The 20,143-nt window shown below is 67.9% G+C and carries 19 protein-coding genes; 13 read left to right on the forward strand and 6 right to left on the reverse strand.

The window, feature by feature from the left end:
- Nucleotides 1-24: 24 nt before the first annotated feature.
- Together ACNFIA_RS10075 and ACNFIA_RS10080 are read right to left on the reverse strand one after the other, a co-directional pair.
- Nucleotides 25-165, reverse strand: a complete 141-nt coding sequence (locus tag ACNFIA_RS10075; RefSeq protein ID WP_259755201.1) for a hypothetical protein — start codon at nucleotides 163-165, stop codon at nucleotides 25-27.
- A gap of 30 nt (nucleotides 166-195) precedes the next feature.
- Nucleotides 196-555 carry a DUF3509 domain-containing protein gene (locus ACNFIA_RS10080; protein WP_259755200.1) on the reverse strand — a complete coding sequence of 120 codons (360 nt, stop codon included), beginning with the start codon at nucleotides 553-555 and terminating at the stop codon, nucleotides 196-198.
- Nucleotides 556-950: 395 nt separating this feature from the next.
- Here ACNFIA_RS10080 and ACNFIA_RS10085 point away from each other — a divergent pair, with 395 nt between their 5' ends.
- From ACNFIA_RS10085 to ligD, 3 genes are all read left to right on the forward strand, one after another.
- The gene (locus tag ACNFIA_RS10085) at nucleotides 951-1,181 is read left to right on the forward strand and encodes a hypothetical protein (protein ID WP_416784530.1); all 231 of its coding nucleotides are present in this window, start codon (nucleotides 951-953) and stop codon (nucleotides 1,179-1,181) included.
- Nucleotides 1,182-1,284: 103 nt separating this feature from the next.
- Nucleotides 1,285-1,731 (forward strand): phosphotransferase system, HPr-related protein, encoded by a 447-nt coding sequence (locus ACNFIA_RS10090; protein ID WP_259755197.1) that lies wholly within the window; start codon nucleotides 1,285-1,287, stop codon nucleotides 1,729-1,731.
- Between the two features lie 3 nt (nucleotides 1,732-1,734).
- Nucleotides 1,735-4,296, forward strand: a complete 2,562-nt coding sequence (ligD, locus tag ACNFIA_RS10095) for a DNA ligase D (protein WP_416784532.1) — start codon at nucleotides 1,735-1,737, stop codon at nucleotides 4,294-4,296.
- Here the strand turns inward: ligD and ACNFIA_RS10100 are convergent.
- Entirely contained in the window at nucleotides 4,293-4,820 is a 528-nt protein-coding gene (locus tag ACNFIA_RS10100; protein WP_416784535.1) for a DUF4142 domain-containing protein, read from the reverse strand. The genes ligD and ACNFIA_RS10100 overlap by 4 nt on opposite strands.
- 164 nt (nucleotides 4,821-4,984) lie before the next feature.
- On the opposite strand from ACNFIA_RS10100, the gene ACNFIA_RS10105 reads away from it, so the two are divergent.
- Nucleotides 4,985-5,161: a metallothionein gene (locus ACNFIA_RS10105; protein WP_259755191.1), complete on the forward strand. Its 177-nt coding sequence runs from the start codon at nucleotides 4,985-4,987 to the stop codon at nucleotides 5,159-5,161.
- Nucleotides 5,162-5,225: 64 nt separating this feature from the next.
- Nucleotides 5,226-6,083, forward strand: a complete 858-nt coding sequence (locus ACNFIA_RS10110) for an SDR family oxidoreductase (protein ID WP_416784538.1) — start codon at nucleotides 5,226-5,228, stop codon at nucleotides 6,081-6,083.
- Nucleotides 6,084-6,105: 22 nt separating this feature from the next.
- Here the strand turns inward: ACNFIA_RS10110 and ACNFIA_RS10115 are convergent, their stop codons facing one another.
- Together ACNFIA_RS10115 and ACNFIA_RS10120 are read right to left on the reverse strand one after the other, a co-directional pair.
- Nucleotides 6,106-6,420: a DUF883 family protein gene (locus ACNFIA_RS10115; RefSeq protein WP_259755188.1), complete on the reverse strand. Its 315-nt coding sequence runs from the start codon at nucleotides 6,418-6,420 to the stop codon at nucleotides 6,106-6,108.
- Between the two features lie 47 nt (nucleotides 6,421-6,467).
- Entirely contained in the window at nucleotides 6,468-6,845 is a 378-nt protein-coding gene (locus tag ACNFIA_RS10120) for a Rho termination factor N-terminal domain-containing protein (RefSeq protein WP_259755187.1), read from the reverse strand.
- Between the two features lie 237 nt (nucleotides 6,846-7,082).
- On the opposite strand from ACNFIA_RS10120, the gene ACNFIA_RS10125 reads away from it, so the two are divergent.
- Together ACNFIA_RS10125 and ACNFIA_RS10130 are read left to right on the forward strand one after the other, a co-directional pair.
- Nucleotides 7,083-9,542: a glycogen/starch/alpha-glucan phosphorylase gene (locus tag ACNFIA_RS10125; RefSeq protein ID WP_416784541.1), complete on the forward strand. Its 2,460-nt coding sequence runs from the start codon at nucleotides 7,083-7,085 to the stop codon at nucleotides 9,540-9,542.
- A gap of 110 nt (nucleotides 9,543-9,652) precedes the next feature.
- Entirely contained in the window at nucleotides 9,653-10,099 is a 447-nt protein-coding gene (locus ACNFIA_RS10130; protein ID WP_416784630.1) for a GNAT family N-acetyltransferase, read from the forward strand.
- A gap of 73 nt (nucleotides 10,100-10,172) precedes the next feature.
- Here ACNFIA_RS10130 and ACNFIA_RS10135 read toward each other — a convergent pair whose 3' ends face one another.
- Nucleotides 10,173-10,577 carry a hypothetical protein gene (locus ACNFIA_RS10135; protein ID WP_259755185.1) on the reverse strand — a complete coding sequence of 135 codons (405 nt, stop codon included), beginning with the start codon at nucleotides 10,575-10,577 and terminating at the stop codon, nucleotides 10,173-10,175.
- Nucleotides 10,578-10,776: 199 nt separating this feature from the next.
- Here ACNFIA_RS10135 and ACNFIA_RS10140 point away from each other — a divergent pair, with 199 nt between their 5' ends.
- The 6 genes from ACNFIA_RS10140 (at nucleotide 10,777) to glgB (ending at nucleotide 20,046) form a co-directional block, all read left to right on the forward strand.
- A complete protein-coding gene (locus ACNFIA_RS10140) occupies nucleotides 10,777-11,301 on the forward strand; it encodes an MgtC/SapB family protein (protein WP_259755183.1) in 525 nt (174 codons plus the stop codon).
- Nucleotides 11,291-11,557 (forward strand): hypothetical protein, encoded by a 267-nt coding sequence (locus tag ACNFIA_RS10145; protein ID WP_259755181.1) that lies wholly within the window; start codon nucleotides 11,291-11,293, stop codon nucleotides 11,555-11,557. Before ACNFIA_RS10140 ends, ACNFIA_RS10145 begins: the two co-directional genes overlap by 11 nt.
- Nucleotides 11,545-12,417, forward strand: a complete 873-nt coding sequence (locus ACNFIA_RS10150; RefSeq protein WP_259755179.1) for a Ku protein — start codon at nucleotides 11,545-11,547, stop codon at nucleotides 12,415-12,417. The genes ACNFIA_RS10145 and ACNFIA_RS10150 overlap by 13 nt, the downstream gene beginning before the upstream one ends.
- Nucleotides 12,418-12,538: 121 nt before the next feature.
- Nucleotides 12,539-14,521, forward strand: a complete 1,983-nt coding sequence (locus ACNFIA_RS10155) for an alpha-1,4-glucan--maltose-1-phosphate maltosyltransferase (RefSeq protein WP_416784545.1) — start codon at nucleotides 12,539-12,541, stop codon at nucleotides 14,519-14,521.
- 18 nt (nucleotides 14,522-14,539) lie between these two features.
- On the forward strand, nucleotides 14,540-17,875 hold the full coding sequence (treS, locus tag ACNFIA_RS10160) for a maltose alpha-D-glucosyltransferase (protein WP_416784547.1): 3,336 nt from the start codon (nucleotides 14,540-14,542) through the stop codon (nucleotides 17,873-17,875).
- On the forward strand, nucleotides 17,872-20,046 hold the full coding sequence (gene glgB, locus ACNFIA_RS10165) for a 1,4-alpha-glucan branching protein GlgB (RefSeq protein WP_416784550.1): 2,175 nt from the start codon (nucleotides 17,872-17,874) through the stop codon (nucleotides 20,044-20,046). Before treS ends, glgB begins: the two co-directional genes overlap by 4 nt.
- Nucleotides 20,047-20,143 lie beyond the last annotated feature (97 nt).

Consider the following 20,143-nt stretch of genomic DNA (forward strand, 5'->3'; position numbering starts at 1 on the left):
TACCTTCCCATCGTCTGTATCGACTCAGGCCGGCCCCTCCTTGAGGCCATCCTGATGGGCGGCGGACAGGTGCGGCTCCTGCCGGCTGTCCTCCGGTTCGATGTTCACCAGTTCCTCCAGCGACTCCTCGCGGGTCACTTTCGGATCGGGATCGGGCGTATCCATGGGCGTTTTCATCGGTACCTCGCTTGCCGGCTACTTGCCGGCGAGGGCGCGCAGGCGGGCGCCCGCCATCACCACCTTGCGCGGGCGGTGGGTGGGGTTCACCGGAACGAAGGTCTGCAACTCGATGCGCTTGAGGAACCAGTCGACGTTGTCTTCCTCCAGCGGCCCCTCGATGGTCATCAGGTCCCGGCGGATGCGCTCCACCAGGTTGTTCAGCAGCACGGCGTTGCGCTGCTCCTCCTGCTGGATGACGCGGGACATCAGGCGCTTGCCCTTGGCGTTGCGCAGGCTGATCAACACCGTCCCGTCGGGGCGGTCGATGAATTGCGGGCGGTAGTCGGTGAACAGGTGGCTCAGGTGCTCGATGGCAGTGTCGTGGCAACTGGACATGTCGATCTCCCGGATGCGTGGCAGAAGCCAGCCTGGGGCGCTGGCTTGAGCGGGAACCGTTGCATCGGCCGTTCCACCCCGCTCGGGGCTGTCTCAGCGGCTTAACAGGTTGTTATTGCTGGGAAACCCTTTGGCGTACTGGCCCCTGGGCATCAGCAAAGTGCAAGGTCGCCCTGGCCAGGGGCTGGAAAATGCACGGCGAGACGGCTGCGTCGGCGGCGCAACCTTCCGTCTGAAACCGCCAGCGGCCAGCCGCGAGGCCCTACCGGCGGGGTCCCGTCCAGCTCGGGCCATCCACGCGATGCCGAGGGTTGCCGCCGGCGCCAGGGCCAATCGCCAGTATTCCCCCCGCCGTCGTGAGCGGGCAGGGTGGGAACTGGGGACGGGAGGTGGCCATGACGCAGTTACGACGCCTGGACGTGGAGGCGGTGCTCCACGAGGCCTATCCGCTATTCAGCTTCTCCTGCTTCCGCGAGGCGGGGGGGAGTTATTCCATCAGCCTGGGCAGCCAACTGGCGGACATGCCGCGCATCACCGTCGTGGGTATCCACGGCCGTGAGCTGAGCACCGCCGTGCGCGTGCGCAACCTGGGACTGGAACTGATCAACAGCTTCATCGACGAATGACCCGCGCCGGCCTGCACGCCGGCAGAAAAGCTGAACTCCGCCGCCTGGCCCGGGCTCAACCGGCCTGAACGCACACAGGCCACACCAGCCCGGAGGCATTGCCATGAGCCATCCCGACAAGCCGCACGCGAACCCGCAGCACATCGAGATCGACGACACCGAAGACCGCATGGGCAGCGTGCGCGAACTGGACTTCGAGAAAGGCCCCGAAGGCCGCATCGGCGACGAGCGCTCGCCCGAGGACGTGGAACGGGAATTCCCCGCCCAGCGCCGTCGCGAAATGGGCCTGAGCGGCGGTGAAACCCTCGGCGACAGCGCCGTGGAAGACGGCGTCAGCATGGACGACCTGGCGCCGGAAACGCTGATCGACGAAGAGGGCACCGAATCGCCGCTGGACCCGGCCGACAGCACGCCGGTGGACCAGGAGTTGCACATCCGCCGCGAGAGCGAGATCGGCGGCGGCATCGGCCTGGACGAAGCCGAGGAGGGCCGGGTGCACCCGCTCGACGGTAAGCCCTGGGACGCCACCGACCCGGACGAGGAGCAGTGAGCCATGCCCCGCGCCGCCGCCATCCAGAACCCCACCCTCAAGGAATACGCCCGCAAGCGTGACTTCAGCGGCACCCCCGAACCCAGCGGCGAAGCCCCGGCCAGCCACGCCGGGGAGTACGTCTTCGTGGTGCAGAAGCACGACGCCAGCCACCTGCACTACGACTTCCGCCTGGAGCTGGACGGTGTGCTGAAAAGCTGGGCAGTGCCCAAGGGGCCGTGCCTGGACCCGAGCGTCAAGCGCCTGGCCATCGAGGTGGAAGACCACCCGCTGGACTACGCGCGCTTCGAGGGCCACATCCCCGAAGGGCACTACGGCGCCGGCGATGTGATCGTCTGGGACGAAGGCCGCTGGACGCCCATCGGCGATCCGCACGAAGGCATGAAGAGCGGCCACCTGAAGTTCCGCCTGGCCGGCAGCAAGCTCGCCGGCAGCTGGAACCTGGTGCGCACGCGCATGGCGGGGCGCAAGCCGCAGTGGTTCCTGATCAAGGGTCGCGACGACCAGGCGCGGGATTTCCCGCGCTTCGACATCCTCGCCGAAGCGCCGCTGAGCGTGGTCTCCGGGCAGTCGTTGCCCAGCGAGGCGGCGGCGCTGAAGAAGGCAGCGCCCAAGCGGGCGCAGGCCAAGCCGGCGCGGGACACCTCGCGCTCCAAGGCAGCGCCGAAAAAGACGGCCAGGACGACCGGCAAGGGCAAGCTCCCGGACACCATCTCGCCCGAGCTGGCCACCCTGGTGGACGCGCCGCCCGCCGGCGACTGGCGCTACGAGATCAAGATCGACGGCTACCGCATCCTCGCCCGGCTCGATGGCGGCGAGGTCAGACTGATGACCCGCAACGGCCACGACTGGTCGGCGAAGCTGCCGGAGCTGTGCCAGGCGCTCGCGGCGCTGCCGGTGCAATCGGCCTGGCTGGACGGCGAGATCCTGGTGATGGACGAGGAGGGCCGCCCGGATTTCCAGCGCCTGCAGAACGCCTTCGACGCCAATCTTTCCGCGCCCATCCACTACACGCTGTTCGACCTGCTCTGGCTGGACGGCGTGGACTATCGCGACCAGCCGCTGGAAGCGCGTCGCCAGGCCCTGCAGCAGGTGCTGCGGGGCAATCAGCAGGCGTCGCTGCGCTACTCCGAAGACTTCACCGACGACCCCCGCAGCGTGCTCGACAGCGCCTGCCGCCTGGGCCTGGAAGGGCTGATCGGCAAGCGCGCCGGCAGCCCCTATACGCAGAAGCGCTCGCGCGACTGGATCAAGCTCAAGTGCAAGCGCCGCCAGGAGTTCGTCATCGTCGGCTTCAGCGAACCCAAGGGCTCGCGTTCGCACTTCGGCGCCCTGTTGCTCGGCCTGCATGACGCCGATGGCGCGTTGCGCTACGCCGGCAAGGTCGGCACCGGTTTCAGCAGCGCCACGCTGAAAACCCTCTACCAGCAGCTCAAGCCGCTGAACCGCAAGACCTGCCCCTTGCAGCAGGCGCCCAAGGGCGCCGACGCCCGGGGCGTGACCTGGCTGCGCCCGGAGCTGCTCTGCGAAGTCGCCTTCGCCGAGATGACCCGCGAAGGCCTCGTGCGCCAGGCGGTCTTCCATGGCCTGCGCAGCGACAAGCCGGCCAAGGCCATCGTCGAGGAAAAACCGCAGAAGGCGCCGCGCGCAACGGGCGCAAAAGCGGCAAAAGACAGCACCGGCAACACCCTCGAAGGCGTCACCGTCACCCACCCCGAGCGGGTGATCGACGCCACGAGCCAACTGCGCAAGATCGACGTCGCGCGCTATTACGAAAAGGCCGCCGAGCGCCTGCTGCCGTGGCTGGCTGACCGCCCGGTGTCGCTGGTGCGCGTGCCGGACGGTGTCGGCGGCGAGCAGTTCTTCCAGCGCCATGCCTCGCGCACGGGGATCCCCGGCGCCGAGCAACTGGACCCGAAGCTCGACCCTGGCCACGCACCGCTGCTGCGCATCGCCACCGCCAAGGGGCTGATCGGCGCGGCGCAGATGAGCGCGCTGGAACTGCACACCTGGAACGCCGCCCTCGATGACCTGGAAAAGCCCGACCGCTTCGTCCTCGACCTCGACCCCGACCCGGCGCTGCCCTGGCAACGCATGGTCGAGGCGACCCAGCTGACCCTGACGCTGCTCGACGAGCTGGGGCTCACCGCCTTCCTCAAGACCAGCGGCGGCAAGGGCATGCACATCCTCGTGCCGTTGCAGCGGCGCCACGGCTGGGACGAGGTCAAGGACTTCGCCCACGGCATCAGCCGGCACATGGCGCAGCTGATGCCCGATCGCTTCAGCGCCGTGTCCGGGCCGAAGAATCGCGTCGGCAAGATCTTCATCGACTACCTGCGCAATACCCGTGGCGCCAGCACCGTGTGCGTATGGTCGGTGCGGGCGCGGGAGGGCTTGCCGGTGTCGGTGCCGATCGGTCGGGAAGAATTGCCCACGCTCACCGGCGCCAACCAGTGGACGATCGCCACGGTCGACGAACGCCTGAAGGCGGCCGACCCCTGGGCCGACTGGGCCAGGACGCAGCAGCGCCTGACCCGCGCCATGTTCGACCAGCTCGACGGCTAGGGCGCTTGCGACGCCACCAACTGGTCGGCCAGCTCGCGCTGGTGGTAGAGCATCGGCAGCCAGAGGCGGGCGAAGCCTTGCAGGTCGGTGTCCGCGTCGTCCTTGCTCATGCGCTCGAAGGCCGTCACCGCCTGCTTGCTCGCTTGCAGCTGGGCCACCGCGTAGTCATGGTCGAAGCGCTCGCTGGCGCCCAGCGGTGCCTGGGAGTTTTCCGGCTTCAACGGGGCGTCACTCTGGGCGGGGGCGCCCTTTTTCTGCGCCAGGGTCTGCAGGTCCCGTAGCAGCGCGCCGTACTGATCCAGCACGCCCTGGGCCTGGTCGCGCACGGCCAGGGTCTTGCCATAGCGGATCGCCTGCTGCGCGCGGGCGAGTTGCTGCTGGCTGTTGCTCAGGGCGGTGGAGATGAACGCCGAGGCCTTGTCCGACTCCTCGGCGGAGGCCGTGGTGCCAAGGCCGTTGCCCAGGAGCACGAGCAGGCCCAGCAGCAGGCTGCGGCAATACGCGGATGCAGGTGAGGTGATCATGGGACTTCTTCCTTTTGGGTCGTGGCGTTACCGCGGTGGACGGCGGTCTGCGCGCGCGGTTCAGAAAAGCCGGTCGGCGGCGCACGCCGCTGGCGAAAAAGCCTGAACCATGGCCGCTGCCGCCGGCCTACCCAGTGAGTCCGCGTCAATAGGAGGAAGCATCCATGAACGAACAACGCTGCGCCTGCGCCGGCTGCTCCTGCAGCCTGGGCGCCAACGCCGTCTACCGCGAGGGCCGGGCGTTCTGCTGCCAGGCCTGCGCCGACGGCCACCCGGACGGCGAGAAACACTGCCAGGACCCGCACTGCCACTGCGGTGAGCAGAAGCCGCCGCGCGCCTGACGCGCCGCGCGATGCCGTTGCGCATCGCGCTTATCCATCCGTTTGTCTATCCGAGGAGAACGCCATGAGCGAGACCCAGACCCTGCCGCCCCAGCACCAGGACCAGCAGCCCGGCTCCGAGCAGCAGATGCAGCCGCAGCCTGAATTCGTCTCCGGCCAATACCGCGCCGCCGCCAAGCTGGCCGGCAAGGTGGCTATCGTCACCGGCGGCGACAGCGGCATCGGCCGCGCGGTGGCGGTAACCTTCGCCCGCGAGCGCGCCGACGTGGTGCTGCTGTACCTCAACGAATCCGAGGATGCGCTCAAGACCTGCCAGATCATCGAATCCCTTGGCCAGCAATGCCTGGAGATGGCCGGCGATGTCGCCGATGCCGGCTTCTGTGCGGAAGTGGCGCGGCGCGTCCAGGAGCGCTGGGGCCGGGTGGACGTGCTGGTGAACAATGCCGGCGAACAGCATCCCCAGGAGCGCCTGGAGGACATCAGCGAGGAGCAGTGGGAGCGCACCTTCCGCACCAACATCTTCGGCATGTTCCAGCTCACCAAGGCCGTGCTGCCGTTGATGGGCGAGGGCGGGACGATCGTCAACACCACCTCGATCACCGCCTACAAGGGCAACCCGACGCTCATCGACTACTCGTCCACCAAGGGCGCGATCACCTCGTTCACCCGTTCCCTGGCGATGAACCTGGTCAAGCGCGGCATCCGCGTCAACGCGGTGGCGCCGGGGCCGATCTGGACGCCACTGATTCCCTCGACCTTCGACGCCGAGCAAGTGGCCACCTTCGGCAGCAACACGCCGATGGGGCGGCCGGGGCAGCCCGAAGAACTGGCCCCGGCCTATGTCTACCTCGCCAGCACGGACTCGTCCTATGTCAGCGGGCAGGTGCTGCACGTGAACGGCGGGACGGTGGTCAACGGCTGAGCCGCCGACCACCGCGCCACCCTCAGCGCTGGCGGCTCAAGGCGCAGGCCGCGGCAAGGATGCCGGCGGCCGCCGCGAGTATCGCGGCGGTCTGCCAGGGATGCTCGCCGACGTATTCGCCACTGGCCTGGATCGCCCGGCGGCTGCGCTCCACCAGGTGCTCGCTGGTTTCGCGGCTCTCGTCCACCAGGTGGCGCAGCTTGGCCTTGAACGCCGGCAGTTGGTCGGCGGTGAGGTCGCGGCCGCTTTCCAGCAGGCTTTCCAGGTCGCTCACCAGTGATTGCAGCTCCTGTACGCCGCTATTGCGGGATGAAGGGAACCATCGATAGCTGCCCATGGCATTGTCTCCTCGGTTGCGTGTGGGATAGGTGGCTGGCGCGTGGCTCAGGCGGCCTTGCGCAGGGCGTCGATCAGCTGCTGCTTGCGCATGCTCGAACGGCCGGCGATGTGCCGGGTGCGGGCGCGGTTGAGCAGTTCGGCCTTGGTCATGGATTCCAGCGACTGGTCCGGCCGGGGCACGCCGTGCTTGGTGGCCACGGCGCGCTTGGCCGAACTGCGGCGTGAGGCGGCCTTGGCCGGCGCGCTCTTCTTCTGCCCCGAGCCGCCGCTGCGCTCGCCGCCGCCGGACTGCTTGTTGACCGTGGCCCAGGCGCGGGCTTCGGCTTCGTCCTTGGAGACGCCGCGGTTCTCGTAGCTTTCCTCGATGTGCTCGGCCTTGCGCTTCTGCTTGTCGGTGTACTTGTCTTTGCTGCCCCTTGGCATGGCGGTTCTCCTGTCTGTGCATGGTGGTGTCTGCGGCGCTCTGGCGCGCCCGGCCTGGAAAAGGCCCACATGGGGGAGAAACCACTCGTCGCCAATCGTTCGGCGTTTCTGATGAGCGGGCCGCGCCAATGGGAGAAAAGGTCTGAACTACCTGTTTTCTGCGCGGACAGATGCACTGGGGCGTTTCGCGCTCCGTGCCTCATTGGCGACCAGTCACCGACACATAAGGAGGCGGCAATGGCCCTGGACAGCATGCCCGATCAGTCGGCAGTCGAAACCTTCAAGCACGCCGTGCTCACCCGTTTGCGCTACGCGGTGGGCAAGGACCCCGCCGACGCCTTCGACCATGACTGGTTCGAGGCCGTGGCCCTGGCCACCAGCAAGTACCAGGTGGACAACTGGGAAGAGACCACCCGCGCCATCGACCGCAGCGCGCGCAAGCACGTCTACTACCTGTCCCTGGAATTCCTCATCGGCCGCCTGCTGATCGACAACCTGAGCAACCTCGGCCTGCTCGACGTGGCGCGCCAGGCGCTCTCGGAACTGGGCGTGGACCTGGAGCGCATCCGCCTGCTAGAGCCTGACGCGGCACTGGGCAACGGCGGCCTCGGGCGCCTCGCGGCGTGCTTCATGGAGAGTATGGCGACGCTGGACATCCCCGCCCACGGCTACGGCATCCGCTACGAGCACGGGCTGTTCAAGCAGGTGATCGGCGACGGCTGGCAGCTGGAACACACCGAAACCTGGCTGGACTTCGGCAACCCCTGGGAATTCGAACGGCCCGAATCGACCTACAGCGTCGGCTTCGGCGGCATCGTCCACAGCGAGCCGGACGCCAATGGCGTCGAGCGCCAGCGCTGGGAGCCGCTGGAGCGCGTGCGTGCGGTGGCCTACGACATGCCGGTGGTCGGCTGGCGCACCGCCAGCGTCAACACCCTGCGGCTATGGCGTGCCCGCGCCGAGGACACCCTCAAGCTCGACCGATTCAACGCCGGCGACCACCTGGGCGCGGTGGCCGACACCGTGCGCGCGGAGAGCATCTCCCGCGTGCTCTACCCGGCGGACAGCACTGAAGCCGGGCAGGAACTGCGCCTGCGCCAGGAGTACTTCTTCGTCGCCGCCTCGCTGCAGGACCTGATGCAGCGCCACCTGGGCAAGGGCGAGGATGTCTACAGCCTGCCCGAGCGCGTGGCCATCCAGCTCAACGACACCCACCCGGCGATTGCCGTGGCCGAGCTGATGCGCCTGCTGCTGGACGAACGCGGGCTGGACTGGAACGACGCCTGGGAATTGACCGTGGCGACCCTGTCCTACACCAACCACACCCTGCTGCCGGAGGCCCTGGAATCCTGGCCGGTCGGGCTGATGGAGCGCCTGCTGCCGCGCCACATGCAAATCATCTACCTGATCAACGCCTTCCACATCGACGCCCTGCGCGCCAAGGACATCCACGACTTCAGCCTGTTGCGCTCGGTGTCGCTGATCGAGGAGGACCACGGCCGCCGCGTGCGCATGGGCAACCTGGCGTTCCTCGGCTCGCACTGCGTCAACGGCGTCTCCGCGCTGCACACCGAGCTGATGCGCGAAACGGTGTTCCGCGACCTGCACCGGCTCTACCCCAACCGCATCAGCAACAAGACCAACGGCGTGACCTTCCGCCGCTGGTTGTTCCAGACCAACCCTGAGCTGACCGAGCTGCTGGTGGAAACCCTGGGCGAGGACGTACTGGACGACCCCGAGAACCGCCTGCGCGACCTCGCCGCCCATGCCGAGAAGTCCGCCGTGCGCCAGCGCTTCGCCCAGCAGCGGCGCAACGCCAAGCAGCGCCTGGCGGCCCTGATCGAGGAGCGCATGGGCCTGCGCGTCGACCCGGACGCCCTGTTCGACGTGCACGTCAAGCGCATCCACGAATACAAGCGGCAACTGCTCAACCTGCTGCACACCGTGGCGCTGTACCAGGACATCCGCAGCGACCCCACCACCGAACGCGTGCCGCGGGTGAAGATCTTCGCCGGCAAGGCCGCGCCCAGCTACGTGCTGGCCAAGCTGATCATCAAGCTGGCCAACGACATCAGCCGCACGGTCAACGCCGACCCCACGGTGCGCGGGCTGCTCAAGGTGGTGTTCATCCCCAACTACAACGTCAGCCTGGCCGAGTCGATCATCCCCGCGGCGGACCTCTCCGAGCAGATCTCCACGGCGGGCCTGGAGGCTTCCGGCACCAGCAACATGAAGTTCGCGCTCAACGGCGCCCTGACCATCGGCACCCTCGACGGCGCCAACGTCGAGATGTGCGAGCGTATCGGCCCGGAGAACATGTTCATCTTCGGCCTCAAGGCGCAGCAGGTGGAGGCGCGCAAGCGGGCGGGGGAGCTGGCGATGCACAACGAGATCGCCAGTTCGCCGCGCCTGCAGGAAGCGCTGATGGCGGTGAGCAGCGGGGTATTCTCGCCGGACGACCCGCAGCGCTACACCGCGCTGGTGGACAGCCTGCGCTTCGACGACCGCTTCATGGTCTGCCCGGACTTCGACGCCTACTGGGACGCCCAGGAGCGCGTCGAACAGCTGTGGAGAAAACCCTCGCGCTGGTGGAAAGCTTCTATGCTCAACACCGCGCGGGTCGGCTGGTTCTCGTCTGACCGCACCATCCGCGAATACGCCCAGGACATCTGGAAGGTGCCCACGGGACCACAATAAGAAGGTGCGACGATTGGTGGCAGTTCGCGGGGCAGCGCAGCGGTGATCGCTTTGTGTAGGATGCCGCCCGCCACGCCATGAGCACTTCAAAGACCGGGAGACTGCCGATGCTGATCCGTGACTTTCGCGACGACGACATGGACTGCGTGCTGGATATCTGGCTGCGCGCCTCGCAACAGGCCCACGGCTTCATCGAGAGCGACTTCTGGCAGCAACGCCTGCAGGACATGCGCAACGTCTACCTGCCCGCCGCCGCGTCGCGCGTCCTGGAGAGCGACGGCCGGGTGAGCGGTTTCTACAGCCTGCACGACGGCGCACTGGCCGCGCTGTTCGTCGCCCCCGAATGCCAGGGCCGCGGCCTGGGTTCGCACCTGCTCAGCGACGCGAAGATCCACCTGCCCATGCTCGAACTGGCGGTCTATTCGGCCAACGCCGGCGCCGTCGCCTTCTACCAGCGGCACGGCTTCGTGGTGCTGGAAGAACGCCAGGACGCACACACCGGACACCCCGAGGTACGCATGGGCTGGAGCGCGCGCCCGGCGGTTTGCGGAGATTGAGGGGCGGGGCGCTGGCGATGGGCAACCCCGCCAGCGCCGGCGGGGCTCACGGCCTCCGCTGAAAGCCCGATGCCTACCAGAACCCTCCCGCATGCCGGCTGGACGCGTAGTCCAGGTGCAGGGCGAAGGAGCTCTGGAAGAATTCCAGCAGGCGGGTGTCGAGCACCATTTCGTTGAGCGAGGCGAGCGAGCCGATCACCTGCTGCACGTCGGCTTCGCTGTCGCCGCAGCGGTTCTCGTGGCACAGGCGCTGGGTCTGCGGGTCGGCGGTGATGCGGCAGACGCACTCCGGGTCATGGCAGGAGCCCCGCACTTTCAGGCTCAGCTCCGGTAGGTGGCGGCGGCCTTCGAGCAGCTCCACGGTGCATTCCAGGCCGTGTTCGCGGGCGAATTCGCTGGCGCGGGCGAAGGCGGGCAGGGCCACCTCCACCAGCGCGCTTTGATAGGCATTGGCGAAACTCTCGGGGTCGTCGCTCATCCGCGGTCTCCTTTGCAGGTTGCACGATGCACGGCCGGTGGGTGGCCGGGGTTTGAGTCATGGACCACGCAACCTGCGGCTTTCACGACACATCGGCGGACTTTCCGCCGAGCGGTTGTGCGCCGTTGGGAAAATTGAGCAAACCAAATCGCCCTCGCGCCGGTCTGGACTGATATCGGGGCCGCCACACGAGCCGGACATGGACCTACTGGAGCGCATCTGGGCGACGCTGGTCGCCGAGTTCTCCGACCTCAGCGAAGTCGAGCAGATCACCCGCGCCTCGCTGCGCCTGTCGCTGGCGGTGCTGCTGGGTGGCGTGCTGGGCTATGAGCGCGAGAGCAAGGGCAAGGCCGCCGGCCTGCGCACCCACATGCTGGTGACCCTGGGCGCGGCGCTGTTCGTGATGGCGATCCGCGAAGGCAGTACGGAGGCGGACGCCGTCAGCCGCGTGATCCAGGGCATCGCCGCCGGCATCGGGTTCCTCTGCGCGGGGACGATCCTCAAGGGCAGCCGCGCCTCCGATGTAAAGGGGCTGACCACGGCCGCCGGCCTGTGGCTGAGCACCGCCATCGGCATCAGCGTCGGCCTGGGGCATTCGGCGACCGCCGTGCTCGGCACCTTGCTGGCGCTGCTGGTGCTGCATTGCCTGCCCCATGCCGGCGAGCGGCGGGCCGAGCGCCTTTCCATCAACGAACAGCAGCGGGAGGACCGCGATGTTCCGTGAATTTCCCCAGGCCTGCGCCTGGACCGATGCCATGGTTGAGCAGGGCCGCTACACCGGCCTGATCGAGTACCAGGTCAGCCGCGAAGGCGCGGCGGTGGAGGTGCTCTGGGTCTACGCGCCGGGTAGCCGCAACGGCGCCGAGGCCGAGGCGGCAGCGCAGCGCATGCTCGAACGGGTGCGCGATATCGACGGCGAAGGCCGCGTGCATTTCGACGACGGCGTGACCCTGCAGGAGGACTGCCCATGGCCCGTGTGATCTGGAAGGGCGCCATCAGCTTCGGCCTGGTGCACATCCCCGTGGCGCTCAACAGCGCCTCGCGTTCCAGTGGCACCGACTTCGACTGGCTGGACGAACGCAGCCTGGAGCCGGTGGGGTACAAGCGGGTGAACAAGATCACTGGCAAGGAGGTGCCCAAGGAGCACATCGTCAAGGGCGTGGAGCTGGAGAAGGGGCGCTACGTGGTGATCAGCGAGGAGGAAATCCGCGCCGCGCGGCCGGAAGCGACCCAGACCATCGACATCCTCAGCTTCATCGATATCGAAGAGATCCCCGTGCCGTTCTACGACTCGCCGTACTACCTGACGCCGGAGAAGCGCGGCGAGAAGGTCTACGTGCTGCTGCGCGATACCCTGAAGAAGACCGGCAAGGCCGCGGTCTGCCAGTTGGTGATGCACAGCCGCCAGCACCTGGCGATGCTGCGCGAGGAGGGCGAGGCGATCCTGCTGATGACCCTGCGCTGGCCGGCGGACGTGCGCGAGGTGGACGAACTGGGCTTGGCGCTGGACAAGGTCAAGCTGGACAAGCGCGAGGCCGAGATGGCGGAACGCCTGGTCAAGGACATGACCGGCCAGTGGCAACCGGCGGAATACGAGGACACCTTCAGCGAGGAAATCCACCGCCTGGTGGAACAGAAGGCCGCCAAGGGGCAACTGGCCCAGGTGCCGGAAGCCGAAGCCAAGGGTGGGGAAGGCGCCGACATCATCGACCTCACCGAACTGCTCAAACGCAGCCTAAAGGGCGATGGCAAGAAGCGCACGGCCGCCAGCGCGCCGGCGAAGAAGAGCCCGGCCAGCAAGCCCGCCAGCAAGGGCGCGGCCAGGCGCAAGACGTCCTGAGCGAACCGTCGGTGCAATTAGCCTGAACTTGCCGGACCTCCGCCGCTTCCAACCCCCTGTAGCTCGCCAATCCACCATGAGCGCGCCAGGGGGCGCGCACCGCCGCGAGGAGGGCGCCGCGATGGAACTGGAGAACCCCGCCAGCCGGGCTGAAGCCGCCGCCAATGAGGCGCGCATCGTCATCGAGGACGTGGAGCCGCGTCTGGAGAGCGGCCGCTTTGCCGCCAAGGCCATCAGCCACCGCGCGTCGCGCATCCACGCACGGATATTCAGCGATGGCCACGACAAGCTGGCCGCCGAGGTCGCCTGGCGTGAGGGCAAGGGCCAGCCCTGGCAGAAGACGCCTTTGCTGCCGATCGGCAACGATCACTGGGAAACGCACATCACCCCCACCCAGGTCGGCCGCACCGAGTTCATCGTGCTGGCCTGGATCGACAGCTATGCGAGCTTTCGCTACGAGCTGGAGAAGAAGTACGCCGCCGGGCAGGTGGTGGACCTCGAATTTCGCGAAGGCATCGAGCTATTGCACAAGGTGCTGCAGACCGCGCCGGACGACTGCGAGGCGGAGCTGGGCGAGATCGTCCGCGAGCTGCAGAGCAGCCAGAGCCGCGAAGCACGCTTCGGACTCTTCATGGCGCCGCGCACCCTGGAGCTGATGCAGCGCGCCGAGCACCGGCCCTTTCTCACCCGCAGCCTGACCTTCGAGCTGGACGTGGAACGCCCCCTGGCCGAATTCGCCAGCTGGTACGAGCTGTTCCCGCGTTCGGAGAGCGCGGTGCCCGGCCAGCACGGCACCTTCGCCGATGTGCACAGGCGCCTGCCGGACATCGCCGCCATGGGCTTCGACGTGCTGTATTTTCCGCCGATCCATCCCATCGGACGCACCCACCGCAAGGGCCGCAACAACAGTCTGCAGGCGGGCGAGGGCGACCCCGGCAGCCCCTATGCCATCGGCAGCGAGGAGGGCGGCCATGACGCGGTGCACCCGCAGCTGGGCACCCTGGCGGACTTCCGCGAACTGGTGGATGCCGCCCGCGAGCACGGCCTGGAAGTCGCCCTGGACTTCGCCATCCAGTGCTCGCCGGACCACCCCTGGCTGCGCGACCACCCCGGCTGGTTCAGCTGGCGCGCCGATGGCAGCATCCGCCATGCGGAAAACCCGCCGAAGAAGTACGAGGACATCGTCAACGTCGATTTCTACGCGCCGGACGCGGTGCCCGACCTCTGGCTCGGCCTGCTCGACGTGGTGCTGGGCTGGGTGGGGCAGGGCGTGACCCTGTTCCGCGTGGACAACCCGCACACCAAGCCGCTGCCGTTCTGGGAATGGCTGATCGCCGAGGTGCGCCGCGAGCACCCGCAGGTGATCTTCCTCGCCGAGGCCTTCACCCGCCCGGCGATGATGGCGCGCCTGGGCAAGGTCGGTTTCAGCCAAAGCTACACCTACTTCACCTGGCGCAATACCAAGCAGGAGCTGGAGGAGTATCTCGGCGAGCTGAACCAGGCGCCGCTGCGCGACTGCTACCGGCCGAACTTCTTCGTCAATACGCCGGACATCAACCCGTATTTCCTGCAGCGTTCCGGGCGCGCCGGTTTCCTCATCCGCGCGGCGCTGGCGACCATGGGGTCGGGGCTATGGGGCATGTACTCGGGCTTCGAACTGTGCGAGGCCGACCCGGTGCCGGGCAAGGAGGAGTACTTCGATTCGGAGAAGTACCAGCTGCGCCAGCGCGACTACCACGCCCCCGGCAACATCGTCGGCGAGATCACCCGGCTCAACCGCATCCGCCGCGAGAACCCGGCGCTGCACAGCCACCTGGGCTTCCAGGCCTACCGCGCGTTCAACGACAACATCCTGCTGTTCGGCAAGCGCACCGCGGACCTCTCCAACTTCATTCTGGTGGCGGTCAGCCTCGACCCGCACAACGCCCGGGAAGCCGACTTCGAACTGCCGCTGTGGGAGTTCGGCCTGCCCGATGACGCGCCCATGGGTGGCGAGGACCTGATGAACGGCCACCGCTGGACCTGGCACGGCAAGCGCCAGTGGATGCGCATCGAGCCCTGGCACCTGCCGTTCGGCATCTGGCGCCTGCACCCCGAGACCTGAACCTGAAGGATTGCGACCATGGCCAAGCGCAAGACCCGCCCCTTTCTCGATGACCCGCTCTGGTACAAGGACGCGGTCATCTACCAGTTGCACGTCAAATCCTTCTTCGATGCCAACAACGACGGCATCGGCGACTTCCGCGGGCTGATCGAGAAGCTCGACTACATCGCCGAGCTGGGCGTGAACACCCTCTGGCTGCTGCCGTTCTACCCCTCGCCACGGCGCGACGACGGCTACGACATCGCCATGTACAAGGGCGTGCACCCGGACTACGGCACCCTGGCCGATGCCCGTCGCTTCATCGACGCGGCCCACGAGCGCGGCCTGCGGGTCATCACCGAGCTGGTGATCAACCACACCTCCGACCAGCATCCCTGGTTCCAGCGCGCGCGGCGGGCGAAGAAGGGCTCCCAGGCGCGCAACTGGTACGTGTGGTCCGACGACGACAGCAAGTACGACCAGACGCGGATCATCTTCATCGACTCCGAGCAGTCCAACTGGACCTGGGACCCGGTGGCCGGGCAGTACTTCTGGCACCGCTTCTACTCGCACCAGCCGGATCTCAACTTCGACAACCCGCAGGTGCTGCGTGCGGTGCTCGGGGTGATGCGCTACTGGCTGGACCTGGGCGTGGACGGCCTGCGCCTGGATGCGATCCCCTACCTGATCGAGCGCGAAGGCACCAACAACGAGAACCTCCCCGAGACTCACGTGGTGCTCAAGCGCATCCGCGCCGAACTGGACGCCCACTACCCGGACCGCATGCTGCTGGCCGAGGCCAACCAGTGGCCGGAAGACACCCGCCCGTATTTCGGCGGCACCGACGGCGGCCCCGGCGACGAATGCCACATGGCCTTCCACTTCCCGCTGATGCCGCGCATGTACATGGCCATCGCCCAGGAAGACCGCTTCCCGATCACCGACATCCTGCGCCAGACCCCGGCCATCCCCGACAACTGCCAGTGGGCGATCTTCCTGCGCAACCACGATGAGCTGACCCTGGAGATGGTCACCGACGACGAGCGCGACTACCTGTGGAACTACTACGCCGCCGACCGCCGCGCGCGCATCAACCTGGGTATCCGCCGCCGCCTGGCGCCGCTGGTGGAGCGCGACCGCCGGCGCATCGAACTGCTCAACAGCCTGCTGCTGTCCATGCCCGGCACGCCGACCCTGTACTACGGTGACGAGATCGGCATGGGCGACAACATCTACCTGGGCGACCGCGACGGCGTGCGCACCCCCATGCAGTGGTCGATGGACCGCAACGGCGGCTTCTCCCGCGCCGACCCGGCCAGCCTGGTGCTGCCGCCGATCCTCGATTCGCTCTACGGCTACCAGAGCGTCAACGTCGAGGCCCAGGCCCGCGACCCCCATTCGCTGCTCAACTGGACCCGGCGCATGCTCGGCATCCGCAAGCAGCAGAAGGCCTTCGGCCGTGGCAGCATCACCATGCTGTCTCCGCCGAACCGTCGCATCCTCGCCTACCTGCGCCAGTACAAGCCCGAGGGCGAGGACGCCAGCGAAAACACCATCCTCTGCGTGGCCAACCTGTCCAATGCCGCCCAGGCGGTGGAGCTGGACCTCGCGGCGTTCGACGGCCGGGTGCCGGTGGAGATGCTCGGGGGCTCGTCCTTCCCGCCCATCGGCCGCATGACCTACCTGCTGACCCTGCCGCCCTATGGCTTCTACTGGTTCTACCTGGCCGACAGCCAGCAGATGCCGGCCTGGCACGTGAAGCCGGTGGAGCGTATGCCCGAGCTGCCTACCCTGGTGCTGGCCCAGCGCCTGGGCGAGATCATGAATGGCGCCCCGCGCGAGCTGCTGGAGAACGACTCGCTGCCGCGCTACCTGCCCAAGCGCCGCTGGTTCGCCGCCGGGCGCCTGGAGGCGGGCAGCGCCCATCTGCTGTACGCCATGCCGCTGACCGAGGACGATGCCGCGCCCATGCTGGCGGAAGTGGAAGTCAACGGGGCCGACGGCGCGGAGCATTACCAGCTGCCGATGGCCGCCGTCCCGGAGAAATCCAGCAGTGGCCACGACCTGCCGCAGCAACTGGCCCTGGCGCGCCTGCGCCGCGGGCGCCGGGTCGGCCTGCTCACCGACGCCTTCAGCCTGCCGCGTTTCAGCCGGCTGATCCTCAACCTGCTGCGCCAGGGCGTGACCCTGCAGGGCCCGGCGGGGGAGCTGCAATTCCTGGCGCAACCCGGCCTGGAACAATTCGCCGACATCGACGACGACGCGGAGATTCGCGTGCTGGGCGTCGAGCAATCCAACAGTTCCGCGCTGATCGGCAATCGCCTGTTGCTCAAGCTGCTGCGCCGGGTCTTCCCCGGGGTGCATCCGGAGGCGGAAATGGGTGGCTATCTCAGCCGGCGCGGCTTCGCCAACATCGCGCCGCTACTGGGCGAGGTGCGCCGCATCGATGCCCAGGGCCAGCCGCACACCCTGATGCTGCTGCAGGGCTACCTGAGCAACCAGGGTGACGCCTGGAGCTGGACGCTGAACCAGCTGGAGCGCGCCATGCGCGACGGCCTGCTGCCCGGCGTGGAAACCGCCGAGCCGGAATTCGACGTGATGGAAGAGCTGCGCCTGTTCGCCGGCAAGTTCGGCCAGCGCCTGGGCGAGATGCACCAGTTGCTGGCCGAGGCCACCGAGGAGCCGGACTTTGGCTTGCACCGCAGTACCGCCGCCGACAGCGCAGGGTGGACCCGCAGCATCGGCGCGCAGATCGAGCAGGCCCTGCAAGCGCTGCAAGGCGCGCGCGAGCACCTCGACGAGCGGGGCGGCGTGATGGTCGACTGGCTGCTCGAGAAACGCAGCGAACTGCTGCAGGCCGTGGGCAATCTGGCGCGGCTGGCCGAGGGCGGGGTGATGATCCGCGTCCACGGCGACCTGCACCTCGGGCAGGTGCTGGTGGTGCAGGGCGACGCCTACCTCATCGACTTCGAAGGCGAGCCCAATCGTCCGCTGGCCGAGCGCCGCCAGCGCCACAGCCCGCTGAAGGACGTGACCGGTGTGCTGCGCTCCTTCGATTACGCCGCCGCCATGGCCCTGCGCAGCGCCCAGGGCACCGAGGCGCCCGCGGAGGTGCAGGCGGCCCGTGGCGAGCTGGCCCTGCGTTACCGCCGCGAGGCCCGCGACGCCTTCCTCGAGGCTTACCGCGCCGCGGCGGTCGACCTGCCGCATGAATGGCATGGCCGCGAAGGCGAGGGCGCGGCACTGGCCCTGTTCAGCCTGGAAAAGGCCGCCTACGAAGTGCTCTACGAAGCCGGCCACCGCCCGGACTGGCTGGAAGTACCCCTGCAAGGACTATTCGAATTGGCACGACATCTGATTGGAGGACGTACATGACCCCGCGTAGCGACCTGGACCACCTGCAGCGTGCCGATCACGCCGACCCTTTCGCCTTCCTCGGCCCACACCGCGATGAAGACGGCGAGCTGGTGCGCGTGTGGCTGCCCGGCGCGCTGGCGGTGGAATTGCTGTCGCCCCGCGACGAGTTCCTCGCCGCCATGGAGTCGGTGGACGCCAGCGGGCTGTTCATCGCCCGCTTGCCGCAGAAGACGCCATACCGCCTGCGCATCCACTGGCCGGAGCACGAGCAGGTCACCGAAGACCCCTATGCGTTCGGTCCGTCCTTGAGCGAGCTGGATCTCTACCTGTTCGCCGAGGGTAATCACCGCCAGCTCGGCAAGTGCTTCGGCGCCCAGGTGATGGAACACGAGGGCGTGCCCGGCGTGCGCTTCGCCGTGTGGGCGCCCAACGCCCGGCGGGTGTCGGTGGTGGGCGACTTCAACGGCTGGGACGGCCGCCGCCACGTGATGCGCCTGCGCTACCCGGCGGGGGTGTGGGAGCTGTTCATCCCGCGCCTGCAGCCGGGTGAGGTCTACAAGTACGAACTGCTGGGGCAGGACGGCTTGCTGCCGCTCAAGGCCGACCCGATGGCGCTGGCCACCGAAATGCCGCCGGCCACCGGCTCGCGGGTGCCGGACCCGACGCCCTTCGCCTGGCAGGATGATGACTGGATGCGCCAGCGCGGCGAGCGGCAGGGCCACGATCGGCCGCTGTCGATCTACGAATTGCATGCCGGCTCCTGGCAGTGGGTGGACAACCGCGCGCCCACCTGGGACGAGCTGGCCGACCGGCTGATCCCCTACATCACCGACCTGGGCTTCACCCATATCGAGCTGATGCCGATCATGGAGCACCCCTTCGGCGGCTCCTGGGGCTACCAGCCGCTCTCGCTGTTCGCCCCCACCGCACGCTACGGCAGCCCGGCGGACTTCGCCCGATTCGTCGATCGCTGCCACCAGGCCGGCATCGGTGTGATCCTCGACTGGGTGCCGGCGCATTTCCCCACCGACGCCCATGGCCTGGCGCACTTCGATGGCACCTCGCTGTACGAGTACGCGCATCCCTTCGAAGGCTTCCACCAGGACTGGGATACCTACATCTACAACCTGGGGCGCAACGAGGTGCATGGCTTCATGCTGGCCTCGGCGCTGCACTGGCTGCGCGAATACCACGTCGACGGGCTGCGCGTGGATGCCGTGGCCTCGATGCTCTACCGCGACTATTCGCGCAAGGAGGGCGAGTGGATCCCCAACCGCCACGGTGGCCGGGAGAACCTCGAAGCCATCGAATTCCTCAGCCACCTCAACGCCGTCGTCCACACCGAAGCGCCGGGCGCGCTGGTCATCGCCGAGGAATCCACCGCCTGGCCGGGCGTCAGCCGGCCGACGGAAGAGGGCGGCCTGGGCTTCGCCTACAAGTGGAACATGGGCTGGATGCACGACAGCCTCTCATACATCCACGAGGACCCGATCAACCGCGGCTACCACCACCACAAGCTGACCTTCGGCCTGCTCTACGCTTTCAGCGAGCATTTCATCCTGCCCATCTCCCACGACGAAGTGGTGCATGGCAAGGGCTCGCTGCTGGGCAAGATGCCGGGCGACCGCTGGCAGCAATTCGCCAACCTGCGGCTGTTCCTCTCGATGATGTGGACGCACCCGGGCAAGAAGCTGCTGTTCATGGGCTGCGAGTTCGGCCAGTGGCGGGAGTGGGACCATGACGGCCAGTTGGATTGGTACCTGTTGCGCTATGCTGAGCACTTCGGCACCCAGGCGCTGGTACGCGAACTCAACCGCCTGCTACGCGAGGAGCCGGCGCTGCATGCCTTCGACGACCGCGCCGAGGGCTTCCACTGGCTGATCGGCGACGACTCGCTCAACAGCGTGTTCGCCTGGCTGCGCCTGGCTGGCGACGGTGCGCCGCTGCTGGTGGTGCACAACTTCACCCCCGTGCCACGCCCGCACTACCGCGTCGGCGTCCCCCTGGCCGGGCACTGGGAGGTGCTGTTGAACAGCGACGCCGACGCCTTCGGCGGCTCCGGCGCCGGTAGCCGCGGAACCCTGGAGAGCGACCCGCATGAATCCCACGGGCAGACCCAATCCCTCGCGCTGGACCTGCCGCCCCTGGGCTGCCTGATCCTGCGCCCGGCGGGAGACGCCAACCTGTAGGAGCGGGCCACGCCCGCGAAATGCCTCGCGGCGGAATCCGCTGCTTCCGGTGCAATCAGGAAAAGGGCGCCGGAGGGTTCGCGAGCAAGCTCGCTCC

This window comes from Pseudomonas sp. NY15437 (assembly GCF_048068435.1).
Lineage (GTDB): Bacteria > Pseudomonadota > Gammaproteobacteria > Pseudomonadales > Pseudomonadaceae > Pseudomonas > Pseudomonas nitroreducens_B.